At 61.1% G+C, this 14534-nt stretch carries 10 protein-coding genes; 5 read left to right on the forward strand and 5 right to left on the reverse strand.

All coding sequences use genetic code 11. From position 1 onward, the window contains the following. Positions 1–309 precede the first annotated feature (309 nt). A complete protein-coding gene (locus ABIB60_RS02285; RefSeq protein ID WP_354577430.1) occupies positions 310–2190 on the reverse strand; it encodes a glycoside hydrolase family 13 protein in 1881 nt (626 codons plus the stop codon). Positions 2191–2399: 209 nt separating this feature from the next. Then, entirely contained in the window at positions 2400–3590 is a 1191-nt protein-coding gene (locus ABIB60_RS02290) for a THUMP domain-containing class I SAM-dependent RNA methyltransferase (protein WP_354577431.1), read from the reverse strand. A gap of 116 nt (positions 3591–3706) precedes the next feature. On the opposite strand from ABIB60_RS02290, the gene ABIB60_RS02295 reads away from it, so the two are divergent. From ABIB60_RS02295 to ABIB60_RS02315, 5 genes are all read left to right on the forward strand, one after another. After that, positions 3707–4258, forward strand: a complete 552-nt coding sequence (locus ABIB60_RS02295; RefSeq protein WP_354577432.1) for a hypothetical protein — start codon at positions 3707–3709, stop codon at positions 4256–4258. A 143-nt stretch (positions 4259–4401) separates the two neighbouring features. Continuing rightward, positions 4402–5799, forward strand: coding sequence for a sugar MFS transporter (locus tag ABIB60_RS02300; protein ID WP_354577433.1), 1398 nt, complete (start codon positions 4402–4404; stop codon positions 5797–5799). A gap of 148 nt (positions 5800–5947) precedes the next feature. Further along, a complete protein-coding gene (gene murB / locus ABIB60_RS02305) occupies positions 5948–6976 on the forward strand; it encodes a UDP-N-acetylmuramate dehydrogenase (protein WP_354577434.1) in 1029 nt (342 codons plus the stop codon). A gap of 192 nt (positions 6977–7168) precedes the next feature. Then, the gene (locus ABIB60_RS02310; protein ID WP_354577435.1) at positions 7169–8191 is read left to right on the forward strand and encodes a hypothetical protein; all 1023 of its coding nucleotides are present in this window, start codon (positions 7169–7171) and stop codon (positions 8189–8191) included. Between the two features lie 131 nt (positions 8192–8322). Continuing rightward, entirely contained in the window at positions 8323–10623 is a 2301-nt protein-coding gene (locus ABIB60_RS02315; protein WP_354577436.1) for a phospholipase D-like domain-containing protein, read from the forward strand. An 85-nt stretch (positions 10624–10708) separates the two neighbouring features. On the opposite strand, the gene ABIB60_RS02320 is transcribed toward ABIB60_RS02315, so the two are convergent. The 3 genes from ABIB60_RS02320 to ABIB60_RS02330 all read right to left on the reverse strand — a co-directional run bounded on the left by ABIB60_RS02320 (position 10709) and on the right by ABIB60_RS02330 (position 14531). Then, the gene (locus ABIB60_RS02320; RefSeq protein ID WP_354577437.1) at positions 10709–11083 is read right to left on the reverse strand and encodes a DUF4279 domain-containing protein; all 375 of its coding nucleotides are present in this window, start codon (positions 11081–11083) and stop codon (positions 10709–10711) included. Further along, entirely contained in the window at positions 11080–12003 is a 924-nt protein-coding gene (rlmF, locus tag ABIB60_RS02325) for a 23S rRNA (adenine(1618)-N(6))-methyltransferase RlmF (protein WP_354577439.1), read from the reverse strand. Before rlmF ends, ABIB60_RS02320 begins: the two co-directional genes overlap by 4 nt. 110 nt (positions 12004–12113) lie before the next feature. After that, on the reverse strand, positions 12114–14531 hold the full coding sequence (locus ABIB60_RS02330; RefSeq protein ID WP_354577440.1) for an endonuclease MutS2: 2418 nt from the start codon (positions 14529–14531) through the stop codon (positions 12114–12116). Positions 14532–14534: the final 3 nt, after the last annotated feature.

Genomic DNA, 14534 nt, shown 5'->3' on the forward strand with positions numbered 1-14534 from the left:
AGGAGGCACGACATTCCGCGCATCAAGCGGCATCAATCTTTTCCGTGCCCCCACTTTGATGTATGTGATGTATGTCAAGCTCCTAATATATAGAAAGACTGTAGAGACGCGATACTTCGCGTCTCCCCGTTGAACGGTCCCGGCCCCAAACCCTACCGTGCAGCCACTCCCAACGACGAGACGCGAAGTGTCGCGTCTCTACACACAAAAGCCCCTGATGTGTACACATCAGGGGCTTTTGAATATGTTGGGGTTTTGCGCTTTGTAGAGGAAGAATTGCTTCGCTTCGCTCGCAATGACGGCTTTTTGTTACTTCATCAGCTCCAGCACCACGGCCGTTTTGGCGGGGAGCTGCAGAGTCTTCAGGTCATTCAAAGTTTCGCCGGTGAGCACGTTGCGGGCTTTGTTGAAGCCGGTCATGCGCTCGGAGAAGCGGGCGGTGGGCAGGCTGGCGGCTTTGTCGGTGGTGTTGGAGGCTACCATTACGGTGCCGGCGTCGGCGTAGCGGAAGTACACGTACTGGCCGTTTTCGGGCAGGTACTGCATCATCTGGCCGGAGCTGAGCACCGGGTGCGTTTTGCGGTAGTTGGCCAGGGTACTCACGAAGCGGAAGGCGTCGTTCTCGGCCTCGGTGCGGCCGGCGGCCGTGAACTTGTTCTGCGCGTCGCCGGGGAAGCCACCGGGGAAGTCGCGGCGCACTTCGGCATCGGAGGGGTCCTTGAAGTTCTTCATCAGGATTTCCGTGCCGTAGTACATGCTTGGGATGCCGCGAGTGGTTAGCAGCCAGGTCAGGCCCATCTTGTACCGGGCCACGTCCTCGCCTACTTCCGAGAGGAAGCGGTTGTGGTCGTGGTTGTCGATGAAGGTCACGAGCTTGGTGGGGTCCTGGTACACGGCGTCCTGGGCCAGGGCCTGGTACATGCGCTGGGCGCCGTTGTCCCAGCCGGTGGCGCCGGGCGTGCCCACTTCCTTCAGGCCGGCCAGCATGGCATTTTCCAGCACGAAATCGAGGCCGCCGGGCTGGTTCGATTTGAACGGAAAGTCAATCTTGTTGCGCACGTAGTAGGCCTGATCCACCACATTGTTCACCGACGACTCCCCGAAAATGTGGATTTTGGGGTACTCCTGCAGCAGGGCCGCGTTGCAGCGGTTCATGAAGGGCTGGTCGTTGTACATGTAGGTGTCGATGCGCCAGGCATCCACCCCGAAGTTCTCCACCGTCCAGAGGGCATGCTGGATGAGGAAGTTGGCCACGTAGGGGTTCTGCTGGTTGAGGTCGGGCAGGAAGGGCACAAACCAGCCGTCGAGGGTCACGCGCTTGTCAATCTGGGCGGCGTGGGGGTCGGTGATGGGCTGCTGCCGGTAGCTGGTGTTGGTGTAGGCGGGCCACTGGTGCAGCCAGCTTTTCATGGGCAGGTCCTGGATAAACCAGTGGTTGTTACCGATGTGGTTGTACACGGCGTCTTGCACCACTTTAAGACCCATGCTGTGGGCTTTCTGCACGAAGGCTTTGTAGGCCGCGTTGCCGCCCAGACGCTTGTCCACGGCGTAGTGGTCGGTGAAGCCGTAGCCGTGGTAGGCCGAGCGTTTGGCCCCGCCCTCGTCGGTGAGGCCCTGGTTATTTTCGATGACGGGCGTAAACCACACGGCCGTCACGCCCAGCTCCTTCAGGTAGTCGAGGTGCTGCGCGGCTCCCTGCAGGTCGCCGCCGTGGCGCAGGAAGGGGTTGGCGCGGTCGGAGCTGGGGTCGGCCATGTCGGCAAACTTGTCGTTCGAGGGGTCACCGTTGGCAAACCGGTCGGGCATGGCCAGGTAGATGAAGTCGGCCTGCGTGACGCCCTGGGCTTTCACCGCGTTGTCGCGGGCCTTCAGCTCCCAGTTCTGGGTCACGGTTTTCGCGCCCTTCTTGCCCACCAGCGCCACCTGCCCGGGTTTGGCCGTGGGCGCAATTACCAGGTCCAGGAAGGCGTAGTTGGGGTTCTCGACGGTGTTGGTTTTCACCAGCTTCACGCCGGGGTAGTTCACGGTGTAGGCTAGCGTGCCGGCCTGGGGGCCGTACACCAGCACCTGCACGGTGTTGTGCTTCATGCCCACCCACCAGTTGGTGGGGTTCAGGCGGGTGATGGACTGGGCCGCGGCGGTAAATGGCAGCGCGGCGGCCAGCAGCAGCGTATAGAGCGTTTTCTTCATGGCAGTGGGAATTGGGGAGGGGAAGATACGGGGCCGCTGAGATAATAAAGAACAGATGGCGGATCTGCCGGTCCGGCGGCTGAAAGCAGTTGGGCCGGTTGAAGGTAGCTGACGTTGGGACGTGTTATGCTAACGGCCCGAACGACAACCGGCCCGACGGCTTTCAGCCGCCGGACCGGCACACCGTCGTCCAGCAGCTACCATACCTACTACTCCGGCTTGCTCACTTTCCGGGTGCCCTGGTACAGCTCGTATTTCAGCAGGCGGCAATCAATGGGGCCGTTGTAGAGCGGGATGCGGCGGCTGGCTTTCAGGCCGATGCGCTTGGCGGCCTCCAGGTTGCCGGTGAAAATGTAGGCGTCGTAGCCCTGGAAACCGGATTTAAGTGTGTCGCCGATGGTTTTGTAGAGGGCATCCATTTCGGCTTCCTCCCCGATTCGCTCGCCGTAGGGCGGGTTCATGATGACGATGCCGGGCTCCTCGCGGGCCGGGGCCTTGGCCTCCTTCACGTCGCGCACCCCGAAGCGGATGTAGTCCTCCAGGTCGGCGGCGGCCACGTTTTCGCGGGCCAGCTCAATGAACTCGCGCGATAAATCGGAGCCGGCCAGGTAGGCCTGGGGCTCCTCGATGCGGGCCTGGCGGGCATCCAGCTGCACCGATTCCCAGAGGGCGGCGTCGAAATCAGCCCAGTTCTCGAACCCGAATTTACCTTGGTGGTAAAGGCCGGGGGCAATGCGCTGGGCAATGAGGGCGGCCTCAGTGAGCAGCGTGCCCGAGCCGCACATAGGGTCGATGAGCGTCTTCTTGCCGTCCCAACCCGCGAGCAGCAGCAGGCCGGCGGCCAGGGCCTCGTTGAGCGGGGCCACGTTGGTTTGCTGGCGGTAGCCGCGCTTGTGCAGCGATTCGCCGGAGGCGTCGAGGCTGAGCACCACGTCGTTCTCAATCATGTGCAGGTGCAGCCGGATGTCCGGGTTTTTCACGTCCACGCTGGGGCGTGAGCCGGTGCGGTTGCGAAACTGGTCCACAATAGCATCCTTGGTGAGCTGGGCCACGAACAAGGAGTGGTCGAAGGTGGACTTGTTGACCACGGCCGTAATGGCAAACGTCTGGTCCTGGCGGATATACTTGCTCCAGTCGATGCGGCCAACTTCGCGGTAGAGGGCTTTTTCATCCTGGGCGTAGAAGCCGGCGAAGGGCCGCAGGATGCGCATGGCCGTGCGGCACCAGAGGCAGGCTTCGTAGAGCAGCTGCGTATCACCCACGAACTCAATAGCCCGCTGGCCCACTTTTTCAATCTTGGCCCCGAGCTGGCGCAGCTCCCCGGCCAACACCTCTTCCAGCCCGAACTGGGTGGTGGCAGTCATGTAAAACGGGGCGGAGCGGCGGTTTGGCTGGGGCATAAGTTGGGCTGGTAAGCGCGAAAAGACGCGCAAAGGTACGGTGCGGCGGCGGCTCCGACGTGTATCTTTGCCAACAGACTGCAGCCAAGTAAGACAGATTCTGGTGGCCCTCCTCTATGAAAGAACTCCTACGCCGAGTGCGGCTGATTACACCAATTGTACTGGAGTTACCGGTTGACAAAGACTTGTTCATTCAACGCCTGAAGTCCCACGTTGCTCCCCCGCACATCAACCCGGCTAGTTGGCTAGGCCGCATCTTCTCCCCTACGGTTGCGCCTTACACTGGCGTAGTTGAGGCAGATTTTGTTCGGCTGAAGCCACGCGCACCCGGCAATCGGGCGTTGGCTACTATGGAAGCTACGGTTTCTCCCGTAAAAGCAGGGGTGCGCTTAACCGGTGAGTTGAATGGCATTTCTACTTATCTGGCTTTTTCCGTGGCAGTCTGTGTAGGCTCCAGTCTGCTGATGCTCGTGTTCATGGCATTGTTGGGCAGCGAATTGACATTTGCTACTCTGCTAGCCAGCTTATGTATGCTTTTGATGAACGGAATAGTGTTTATTGGTATTCCGTACACACGAGCCCGGCGCCAGATGCAGCAGACAGCATATGAGTTGGAGAGAGACCTGTTTTACTTTGTGCAGCGCCCGGAGCCGGCGCCGCCGCATTGATGGTTTGCGCAAAACTGTTGAATCCGTGCGGTTACCCCCTCGCTATAGATGCATTGTAGGGCCGTATTATTTCTAAAAAACTCCGTAGCATTGCTAAGCCGGCCTATCGGGCCGGCTTTTTATTTCTCTCAACTGCGCCTTACATGGCTATTCCCACCACTTCTTCGCCCACCGCAGCTACCAGTACGGCCACCCGCAGCTACGCGCTGCCCATGGCGGCCATGACCAGCCTGTTCTTTCTGTTCGGGGCCGTTACCAACTTCAACGGGGTGCTGATGCCCTACCTGAAGGACGTGTGCCAACTCACCGACTTTCAGTCGTCCACGGTATCGGTGGCGTTTTTCGGGGCCTATTTTCTGATGTCGTTGCCGGCGGGGGTATTGCTGAAGCGCCTGGGCTACCAGCGCGGTATTGTGGTTGGGCTGTTGATTATGGCGGTGGGGGCCCTGGTGTTTATTCCGGCGGCCAACTCGCGGGTATTTGGGGTGTTTTTGCTGGGCCTGGCCATTCTGGGGGCCGGTATCACGCTGCTGCAGGTGGCGGCCAATCCGTACGTATCGGTGCTGGGACCAGCCAGTGGGGCAGCTTCCCGGGTGAGTTTAGTAGGCGTAGCCAATAACTTTGGGGGCACCCTCTCGCCGTTACTGGGCGGTTTGCTGCTGTTTGGGGGCTCCGAGGTGCTGAAGGCCCGGCTGGCGGCCATGCCCGTGGCCCAGCGCCTGGGCGAGGAAGCCTCCTTGGTCAAAGGCCCGTATATCGGCCTGGCTATCTTTCTGGCCGTGCTGGCGGGAGTGTTTGCCCTGCTCAAACTGCCCGAGTTGGAAACTTTCGCCGACGACGAGGCTGCTACGGCCGAAACCGCGCAGCCCGCACGCCGCTCGGCCTTGCAGTACCCGCACCTGGTGCTGGGAATAGCCGCCATTTTCCTGTACGTAGGCGTAGAAGTAGGCCTGGGCGACTACCTGATTCGTTTCGGGGAAACTCAGAATATCAAGCAGTTGTCGGGCTTTACCCAGGCGCTGGTACGGGGCCTGAGCGTGGCTACCAACTGGGGCGCAGCCTTGTTCGGGCAGGCACCCGCCCCCATCGATACTACGGCGGGCTTCACCAAGGCCGTGGGGGCAGTGCTTGTATCATCCTACTGGTTTGGCTCCCTGATTGGGCGCGTGGTGGGTATTCCGCTGCTCAGCCGCATCAACGCCCGCTTGGCGCTGGCGCTGGTGTGCGCCGTGGCCCTGCTCAGCGTAGTGGCGGCCGTGCTGGTTGAGGGCGAGGCGGCCCTGTGGCTGGTGGTGCTGTGCGGCCTGTGCAACTCCATTATGTGGCCGGTTATCTTTCCGCTGGCTATCAAAGGCCTAGGGCCGCTTACCAAGCAGGGCTCCTCCTACCTGATTATGGCCATTGTGGGCGGGGCAGTTATTCCCTTCCTGATGGGTGCCGTGTCCACGTACGCGGGCGGTTTGCAGGTGGCGTTCCTGCTGCCGGCTTTGTGCTACGCCTACCTGCTGTATTACTCGCTCAGCGGCTACCGGGTGCGGTAATATCCGGCAGTTGCTCAGTTGCCAGGCGGCCGGCTTCCCAGGGAGCCGGCCGCTTGCTTTTGAGGCCGATGAGCAAGATGGCAGGCCACCACCTGAACGCGGCGGCAAACGGCTACCTTTGCGCCTGCATCATTCGTTTTCCCGCGCTATGGCCCCGGCTTCCCAACTTGAACACTCCGTTTCCCTGCGTCCTTATAACACCTTTGGGCTCGATGTGAAAGCCCGACTGTTTGCCCGCTTTGCCTCCATCGATGAGCTGCGGGCTTTACTGGCCCTGCCCGAAGTGCAGCAGGCTGAGAAGCTGATTCTGGGTGGAGGGTCGAATCTACTATTCACCCAGGATTTCGACGGTGTAGTGCTCAAAAACGAAATCCGGGGGCTGGAAGTGCTAAGCCAGGATGAGGCCTCAGCGCTAGTGAGAGCCGGGGCCGGCGAGTCGTGGCACGGCATGGTGCAGTTCACCCTCGACAACCAACTCAACGGCATCGAAAACCTCTCCCTGATTCCGGGTACGGTGGGCGCGGCCCCGCTCCAGAACATCGGGGCCTACGGCGCTGAGCTCAAGGATACCTTCGACCACCTGGAGGCCCTGGAGCTGGCGACTGGCCACGTGCGTACGTTTTCGGCCACGGAGTGCGGTTTCGGCTACCGCGAAAGTGTGTTTAAGGGGCCACTCAAAAACCAGTACGTGGTAACGGGCCTGGTGCTGCGCCTGCACCGCCGCGCCCAACCCAACGTGAGCTACGGCGCCATCCAGACTACCTTGGAGGATATGGGCATTGGCGGGGAACCCACGCCGCGGCAGGTGAGCGAGGCGGTGATGCACATTCGCCGCAGCAAGCTCCCCGACCCTACCCAGATTGGCAACGCCGGCTCGTTCTTCAAAAACCCCGAGGTTTCGCAGGCCAAATTTGACGAGCTGCAGGCTCAGCACCCCGGCATCCCCGGTTACCCGGTGCCGGGCGGCGTGAAGGTACCGGCCGGCTGGCTCATTGAGCAATGCGGCTGGAAAGGCCAGCGCCGCGGGGCCCACGGCGTGCACGATAAACAGGCCCTGGTACTGGTCAACCACGGCGGCGCTCAGGGCCAGGATATCCGGGAGCTGGCCTACGATATTATTGCCTCGGTGCGCGAGAAATTCGGCATTGAGCTGCATCCCGAAGTCAACATTCTGTAAGTAGTTTGCTGGGCCCGGTTACCGCCACGGTAGCCGGGCCTTCTTGTTTCTGGATTTTTTCCCATTTCCGGAGAAAAGCACATCCAATTCGGAATCGGTTGCCGTATTTTTAGCCCTCGTTGGTGGCCCTACCGTTCTGCTTCCCCACCTGCTTTGCTTTCTTTCAGCCCGTACACAACCACCCCTTTTTACATGAAGCACGTTCTGCTTTCGGCACTTCTACTTTCGACGGCACTAACTGCCCAGGCCCAGCGTAAGCCGGTCCGGCCTAAGGCCGCGCCTGCGGCCGGGTCCTCCGCTGCTCCTGCTCCGGCGCCTCCTACCATCACGGCGGCCCGGGCGGCGGGCCCCGGCGCCACGGTTACCATTCGGGGCACCGTTAGCAACGGAGCCGAGTTGGGCCAGCTGCGCTTTGTGCAGGACAAGGTGGCCGGCCTGGCCGTATTCTCAACCACGAATACCGACCTGCACTCCCTGGTGCCCGGCGACAGTGTGCAGATTACCGGTACGCTCAAGAACTACAACGGGCTGCTGGAAATGGACCCCGTGGCCAGCGTAACGAAACTGGCGGCCGGCCGCCCGGTGCAGGCCGTAGAGGTGGCGGCTGCCGACCTTGGCTCCGTCTTTGATGATGCCTACGAAGGGCGACTGGTGCGGGTGAAGGGCCTCAGCAGCGTTACTACGGCCAGCGGCACCCCCATTGACGCGCTCAAGGGCAACACCAATTACCTGCTTAACGGGCAGCGCGCCACGCCCATCCGTATTCACGTGGCCTCCACCGGGGAGAAAGGCCTCTTGGACAAAATGCCCCCCACCAGCTCCTTTGATCTGCTGGGCATCGTCAGCCAGTTTACCCAGAACGGCACCGGCGGCTACCAGATCCTGCCCCGCCTCTCCACCGATTTTGTGGTGGCCGGGGGCCTGCCCGCCATTGAGGGGGAGCCCGTGCCCACCAACATTTACCGCAACGGCTTCACGGTAGTTTTCCAGACCCTAAACCCGGGCACGACCAAGGTGGAGTACGGTAAAACGCCGGCACTGGGCAGCGTGGCGGAGCTCAAGCCGGCTACCCGCCAGCACACCCTCGAAATCAACGACCTGGAACCCAGCACCAGCTATTACGTGCGGGTATCCTCAACTAACGCGGCCGGCACCTCCTCCTCCCCCGCCGTGCTCATGCTCACCGATAACAAGAAAAAGCCCGTGGGCCGCTAAGTTGCCCACGGCGCCGCGCCGGAGCATCACCGGCTCTTCATCTATTGGAAACAAAACTTACCGCTGAAAATCAGGATATTTACCTCCGTTTTTTCAGTTGCACACCTTCCCCCCAATCTTTTTCTCATTTGATGAAACAAGTACTCTTGCTGGCCTCCCTTCTGGGTGTGGCCGCGTGGTTGCCGGCCCAGGCCCAGACCGCCATTACCATTGCCCAGGCCCGCGCCCAGGCGCCGGCTTTCAATGCCTCGGGCGCTACCGTAACGGTGCGCGGCGTGGTTACCAACGGCCCCGAGCTGGGCGTGATTCGCTATATGCAGGATGGCACGGCCGGCATTGGCGTGTACTCCACCACGCTCACCCCCAACGTGCGCCCCGGCGACTCTATCATCGTAACGGGTACGCTCAAGGACTACCGCGGCCTGTTGGAGCTGGATCCGGTGGCTTCGCTGACGGTATTGGCGGGCAACCGGCCGCTGCCCGCGCCGGTAACGTTTCCCTCGGCCAACGCCGCGGCCGCGTATGCTGAGCAGTACGAAGGCCAGCTGGTGAAACTGGCTAATGCCACCACGGTAACTACTACGGCCGGCGCAGCCGTTACGGCGTTTTCCAGCACTACGTACCGCATCAGTGGCAACGCGGCCACCGTGCTGTACGTCAATGCGGCCTCCACGGGCCCCGATGGCCTGATTGGCAAACCCTCCCCAACCGGCACGTTCGATGTGGTAGGTATTATGAGCCAGTTCACCAACACGGCCCCCACAGGCGCAGGCACCGGCTACCAGCTGCTGCCCCGCCTCTACGCCGATTTTCGCCAGGGCAACACACCCAACCTGGCCAGCACGCCTTACCCTACCGGCATCAGCACCACGGGCTTCACGGTAAACTTCACCACCCAGAACGCGGGTGACACCAAGCTGGAGTACGCCACCTCGGCTGCCGGCCCATTCACGGCCGTAACCAGCACCACCAGCACCACCAGCCACAGTCTCGCTGTTACGGGTTTGCAGCCGGCTACCATTTACTACGTAAAGGCCAGCAGCACCAACGCCACCGGCCTCTCGGAGTCGCGCGTGATTCCCATGATTACGGCTTCGCAATCGACTGGTAAGATGCGCACCTACTTCACCCGCCCGGTGAATACCGCTCTGGCCAGCCCCGGCAACAACGCCACCTACCTGCCCGGCGGGGCCGTGGCCGATACCATTGCCCGCTACATCGGCCGCGCCCAGCAGACCCTGGATATTGCCATCTACAACTGGAACAGCCCCGCTATTCTCACGGCCGTTAACGCCGCCAAGGCCCGGGGCGTAGCCATTCGGGTGCTGTACGAAAACGACAACACCAACGCCAGCATTGCCGGCCTGGCCGCTGGTATCCCCAGCCTGGGCCGCCAAACCCAGCAGAACATCATGCACAATAAGTTTGTGGTGATTGACGCCAACAGCACCAACCCTAACCAGCCCTGGGTGTGGACCGGCTCGACCAACTGGACGCCCGCCCAGCTCAGCACCGACCAGAACAACTCCATCGCCATCCAGGACCAATCATTGGCCAAGGTGTACGCCATTGAATTCAACGAAATGTGGGGTTCCGGTACCCAGGCGACGGCTTTGTTCGGCTCGCGCAAAACCGACAACACGCCCCACTACCTCAACATCGGGGGCAAGCTGGTGGAGTCGTGGTTTTCACCGACGGATAACGTGAACGGCCGCCTGATTCAGGCCGTGCAAACCGCCGACAACGACCTGCACATTGCCACCATGCTCATCACCCAGACCGACATCGGCCGCGCCATCCGTGACCAGATTCAGGCCCGGAATATGGCCGGCTGCTCGGAAGTACTGCTCGATGAAATTACCGCCAACACGGCTGCCCAGAGCATCTTCGACAACATTCAGGGCGTACTCGGCAACCGCATCATGGTCGATAACGTCTCGGGTCAGATGCACCACAAAACGGCCATTATTGATGCCGGCGCGGCCCAGTCGGACCCGCAGGTATTCGTGGGCTCCCACAATTGGAGCCTCTCGGCCAACACCGAGAATGACGAGAACACGCTCATCGTGCACGATGCCCGCGTGACCAACCAGTACTACCAGGAATTCGCCCAGCGCATCGCCGACCAGAAGAACGGCGTGCTGGTGTGTAACCTGGTGCTGAGCAGCAAAACCGCTACCGTGCAGCAGAGCAGCGTGCAGGTATATCCCAACCCCACCAGCGGCCAGTTCCAGCTACGCGTGCAATCAGGTGCCGCCCGCACGGCACGCGTTATCCTGCGCGACGCCACCGGCCGCATAGTCCTCGACCAAACCACGGCTCTCACCGGCCAGGATGTAAGCGTAGATGCCTCGCAGCTACGCGCCGGCCTGTACCTGGTCCAAATCGAAACCGCCGAAGCCACGCAGGTTAGCCGCATAGTGGTGGAGTAGGTTGTTGAGAAGGTAGATTCCGGCTTCTCTTGTAGCCATTGAAAAGGCGGCTCCCGATATCGGGAGCCGCCTTTTTTACTTGCCGCTATTGGTCCTCGTGACAGTCGATAGACAATCCCAACCCGCTTTGTCCCAGCCGCAGCATTTCCTGTGCATCAAATCCTAACGCGCATTGATGGGTGTACTGGTAAGTCAAGCTTAAGCTGATATTTGCCTTCTCGACACCCAGTTGTAACAGCGCGTCAAGTTTTGGCTCCAGCAGGTCGAGAAAGACGTTGATGAAATCAAAGTAAGGAGCTTCCTCATTTGAAATAACCAGATAAGACCAAGAGTCTGGTTCCTCAGCACTAAACCAATGCTTTTCCCAGGGCTCCGGCGCTACGCCCAGCAATTGGGTTATAGCATCATAGGTTTCAAAGCTGGGGTTATCATACCCGATGAGGAGCCGATGGTATTTCATTTCCACCGCCGCGCAGCCCAAGCCTGCTGCTGCTCGGGCGTCTGGAGGGTCCAGGCTACGAGGCGGCTGATTTTCTGGCCCTGCTCCATGCTGAGGGTTTGCTGTTCCACGGCGCCGGCCAGTTTCAGAAAGTGGTAGATGCTGGGCAGCGTTTCTTTCTTGGAAACCAAGGTGGTAAACCACAGCACCTGTGGGCCCAGGGCTACACTTTGGGTTACCATGCGCTTCAGGAAATTTTCCTCCCCGCCTTCGTACCACAGCTCGGTATTCTGCCCCCCGAAGTTGAGCACCGGCTCGGGCGCTTTGGCGTAGCCCAAGTTGCGGTTTTTGCGCTTACTGCCTTCCGCCGCCGCTGCCGCCGAGGCGTGAAACGGCGGGTTGCACACCACCAAGTCAAATTCCTCCCGCGCCTTCACGATGCCCTCGAAAATGAAGGCCTCGTGGGTTTGAAGGCGCAGGTCGATGCGGCCGGCCAGTCCAGGGTTGGCGGCTACCATGGAGCGGGCCGCTTTCAGGGCCACGGTATCTATTTCGGAGCCCGCGAAGCGCCAGCCGTAGGTCTGGGAGCCAATAATGGGGTAGATGCAGTTGGCCCCCACGCCTACGTCCAGCACGTGTACCACTTTGCCTTTGGGCACTTCCCCGCCGTTGGTTTCGGCCAGCAGGTCGGCGGCGTAGTGCAGGTAATCGGCGCGGCCCGGGATGGGCGGGCAGAGGTAGCCGGTCGGAATATCCCAGTGCTGCACCCCGTAAAACTGCCGCAACAGCGACCGGTTCAACGCCTTCACGCCGGCCGGGTTACTGAAGTCAATGGTTTGGTCGCCGGTGGGGTTGGGCACCAGGAAGGCGGCCAGTTCGGGGCTGTGGCTGAGCAGCTGGGGAAAATCGTAGCGGGCGTTGTGGGGGTTGCGAGGGTGCATAGGTTGGTAAAAACTGTCATTCCGAGCGTAAGCGAGGAATCTGGGGTTGACCATCGGGCGGCTACTCCAGATTCCTCGCTCACGCTCGGAATGACAAGTAAGTGAACAATTTACTTCAGCACGGCAATGGTCACGCCGTCGCCGCCCCGGTCGGCGTGCTCGTCGGCTACGCTGGCCACCGCGCGGGTGCGGTGCAGGTAGTCGCGGGCAATTTGGCGCAGGATACCGTTGCCGCGGCCATGTAGAATTTTGATTTCCGGCACACCCAGCATCACGGCGTCATCCACGTAGGCCATGATGCGGTTAAGGGCATCTTCGGCCCGCTCCCCGCGCAAGTCGAGGGTGGTGTTGAAGCCAGCCATGCGGCCCGTAATGTCCAGGGTGGCGTGCTGGGCCGGAGCCTTGCGGGCCGCCGTTTTCTCCCGCTCCCGAATTTCGGAGCGCGTGAGTTTTTCCAGTTGGCTAACTTTCACGATGGTTTTCAGCCCCCCGAAGCTTACCTCGGCCGTTTTGCCCTTCACGCTCATGATTTCCCCGTGGCCCTCCTGCCCCAGCAGCGCCACCTTGTCGCCGGGCTTGAGGGTGTTGGGGTCGGCCATTTCACGGGTGGCGCGGGGCTTGGGTGGCTCGATGTGCAGCTTTTCGCGCACAAAGGTTTCCAGCTTACCGCGGGCCTCCTTGGTGCGCTCCTTCTCCGCCTGCCCAATCCGGATTTCCTGAATGGTGGCCTCAATCTGCTGGTTGGCATCCTTGAGCAGGAGCTTCGCTTTGGCTTTGGCGTCGCGCAGCACCTCCAGGGTAGTATCGTCGAGGTACTTCTTGAGGTCCTGGTATTCCTGGGCGGCTTTCTTCATGCGCCGCTCGGCCTTAGCAGCTTCAGCGGTGCGCTGTTCCAGCTCAGTTTTCTCTTTTTCCAGACCTTCCAGCAGCCGGTCGTAGCGGATTTTGTCCTTGCCCACCAGCTGGGTAGCGCGCTCCACCAGCTGCCTGGGCAAGCCAATTTTGCGGGCAATTTCGATGGCAAACGAGGACCCAGGCTTGCCAATTTCCAGGCGGTACAGCGGCTGTAGTTGGTCGGGGTCGTATCGCATGGCCCCGTTCACGATGCCGGGTGTGCGCTCCGCGTAGTTCTTGAGGTTGGTGTAGTGGGTAGTAATGACGCCAAAAGCCCGGGCACGGTTGAGCTGCTCCAATACCGCTTCGGCAATGGCTCCGCCCAGGCTGGGCTCGGTGCCGGTACCAAATTCGTCGATCAGCACTAGGCTGCGCTTACCGGCCAGCGTCACGAATTGCTTCATGCTGAGCAGGTGGGAAGAGTACGTACTCAGGTCGTTTTCCAGGCTCTGCTCGTCGCCGATGTCGAGGAAGATATCATCGAACATGCCGGCCTCGGAGGTTTCGCCGGCCGGAATCAGCAGGCCGCACTGCAGCATGTACTGCACCAGCCCCACCGTTTTCATGCTCACCGACTTACCGCCCGCGTTGGGCCCCGAAATCAGCAGAATACGCTGCTCAGGCGTAAGCTCAATATCCAAGGGCACCACTTCGCGAGGGTCGTCCTTGGCGTGGCCGAGGAAGGTGAGATAGAGCAGCGGGTGGCGCACCTGCTGCCAGCGCATCATGGGGCGCGGGTGCAGCACCGGTAAGGAAGCCTCCAGTCGGCGCGCCAACTGGGCTTTGGCCCGAATAAAATCGAGCAAACCAAGGTACTGATAGGCCTTGCGCAGATCCGGAATGTGGGGGCGCAGCTGGGCCGTGAGCTGGGTGAGGATGCGCACCAGCTCGCGGTGGTAGGCGTTGTCGAGGTCCTTGATGTCGTTGTTCAGCTCGAAAACGGCTTCCGGCTCGATGTACACCGTCTGGCCCGTAGCCGATTCGTCGTGAATTAGACCCTTCACCCGGCGCTTGTGCTCGGCAATAACCGGCAGCACCAGCCGCCCCCCCCGGATGGTAGGCTCAGAGCCCTCGGGCACCCAGCCTTCCTGGCGGGCGTGGCGCAGGATACCGGCAATCTGCTTGCGCAGCTGCACCTGGCGGCTAATCAGCTCCTGCCGAATCTGGCGCAGCAGCGGCGAGGCATCGTCGCGCACCAGGCCTTCATCGTCCACCACTTTGTCCAGAGCGGCCAGCAGGTTGCGGTCTACCTGCACGCCGATGCCCAGCAGGCGCAGCGTGGGGTACAGATCCTCTTCGGCCCGGGTAAAAAACGTCAGCGCCTCCCGGATGGTGCGCAGGCTCATCTTGATGGCGTAAAAGGCGGCCACCTCCAGGTAGGAGCCGGGCAGGTTGGCCCGCACCAGGTGCTGGTTTACGTCGTGGTAGTGGGAGCCGGGAAACTCCGCGCCGCTGTTGAGCAGCTGGCGGAACTCGTCGGTTTGCAGCAGCAGCTTTTCCAGCTGGTCGTGCTTGGTCAGGAAGCTCATCTTGGCCACAAACTGTCGGCCCAGCGCGCTCAGGCACAGACTGTCCAGCAGTTCACGCAGCTGCGTGAAGCCAATCTTCTGCTCGAAATTCTGGGGTAAAATCAAATC

The sequence above is a fragment of the Hymenobacter sp. UYP22 genome (assembly GCF_040547285.1).
GTDB lineage: Bacteria > Bacteroidota > Bacteroidia > Cytophagales > Hymenobacteraceae > Hymenobacter.

What these genes read in the sequence shown, in the direction of transcription:
- ABIB60_RS02285 (WP_354577430.1), bottom strand. Translation starts at nt 2,190, where the DNA reads ATGAAGAAAACGCTCTATACGCTGCTGCTGGCCGCCGCGCTGCCATTT.
- ABIB60_RS02290 (WP_354577431.1), bottom strand. Translation starts at nt 3,590, where the DNA reads ATGCCCCAGCCAAACCGCCGCTCCGCCCCGTTTTACATGACTGCCACC.
- ABIB60_RS02295 (WP_354577432.1), top strand. Translation starts at nt 3,707, where the DNA reads ATGAAAGAACTCCTACGCCGAGTGCGGCTGATTACACCAATTGTACTG.
- ABIB60_RS02300 (WP_354577433.1), top strand. Translation starts at nt 4,402, where the DNA reads ATGGCTATTCCCACCACTTCTTCGCCCACCGCAGCTACCAGTACGGCC.
- murB (WP_354577434.1), top strand. Translation starts at nt 5,948, where the DNA reads ATGGCCCCGGCTTCCCAACTTGAACACTCCGTTTCCCTGCGTCCTTAT.
- ABIB60_RS02310 (WP_354577435.1), top strand. Translation starts at nt 7,169, where the DNA reads ATGAAGCACGTTCTGCTTTCGGCACTTCTACTTTCGACGGCACTAACT.
- ABIB60_RS02315 (WP_354577436.1), top strand. Translation starts at nt 8,323, where the DNA reads ATGAAACAAGTACTCTTGCTGGCCTCCCTTCTGGGTGTGGCCGCGTGG.
- ABIB60_RS02320 (WP_354577437.1), bottom strand. Translation starts at nt 11,083, where the DNA reads ATGAAATACCATCGGCTCCTCATCGGGTATGATAACCCCAGCTTTGAA.
- rlmF (WP_354577439.1), bottom strand. Translation starts at nt 12,003, where the DNA reads ATGCACCCTCGCAACCCCCACAACGCCCGCTACGATTTTCCCCAGCTG.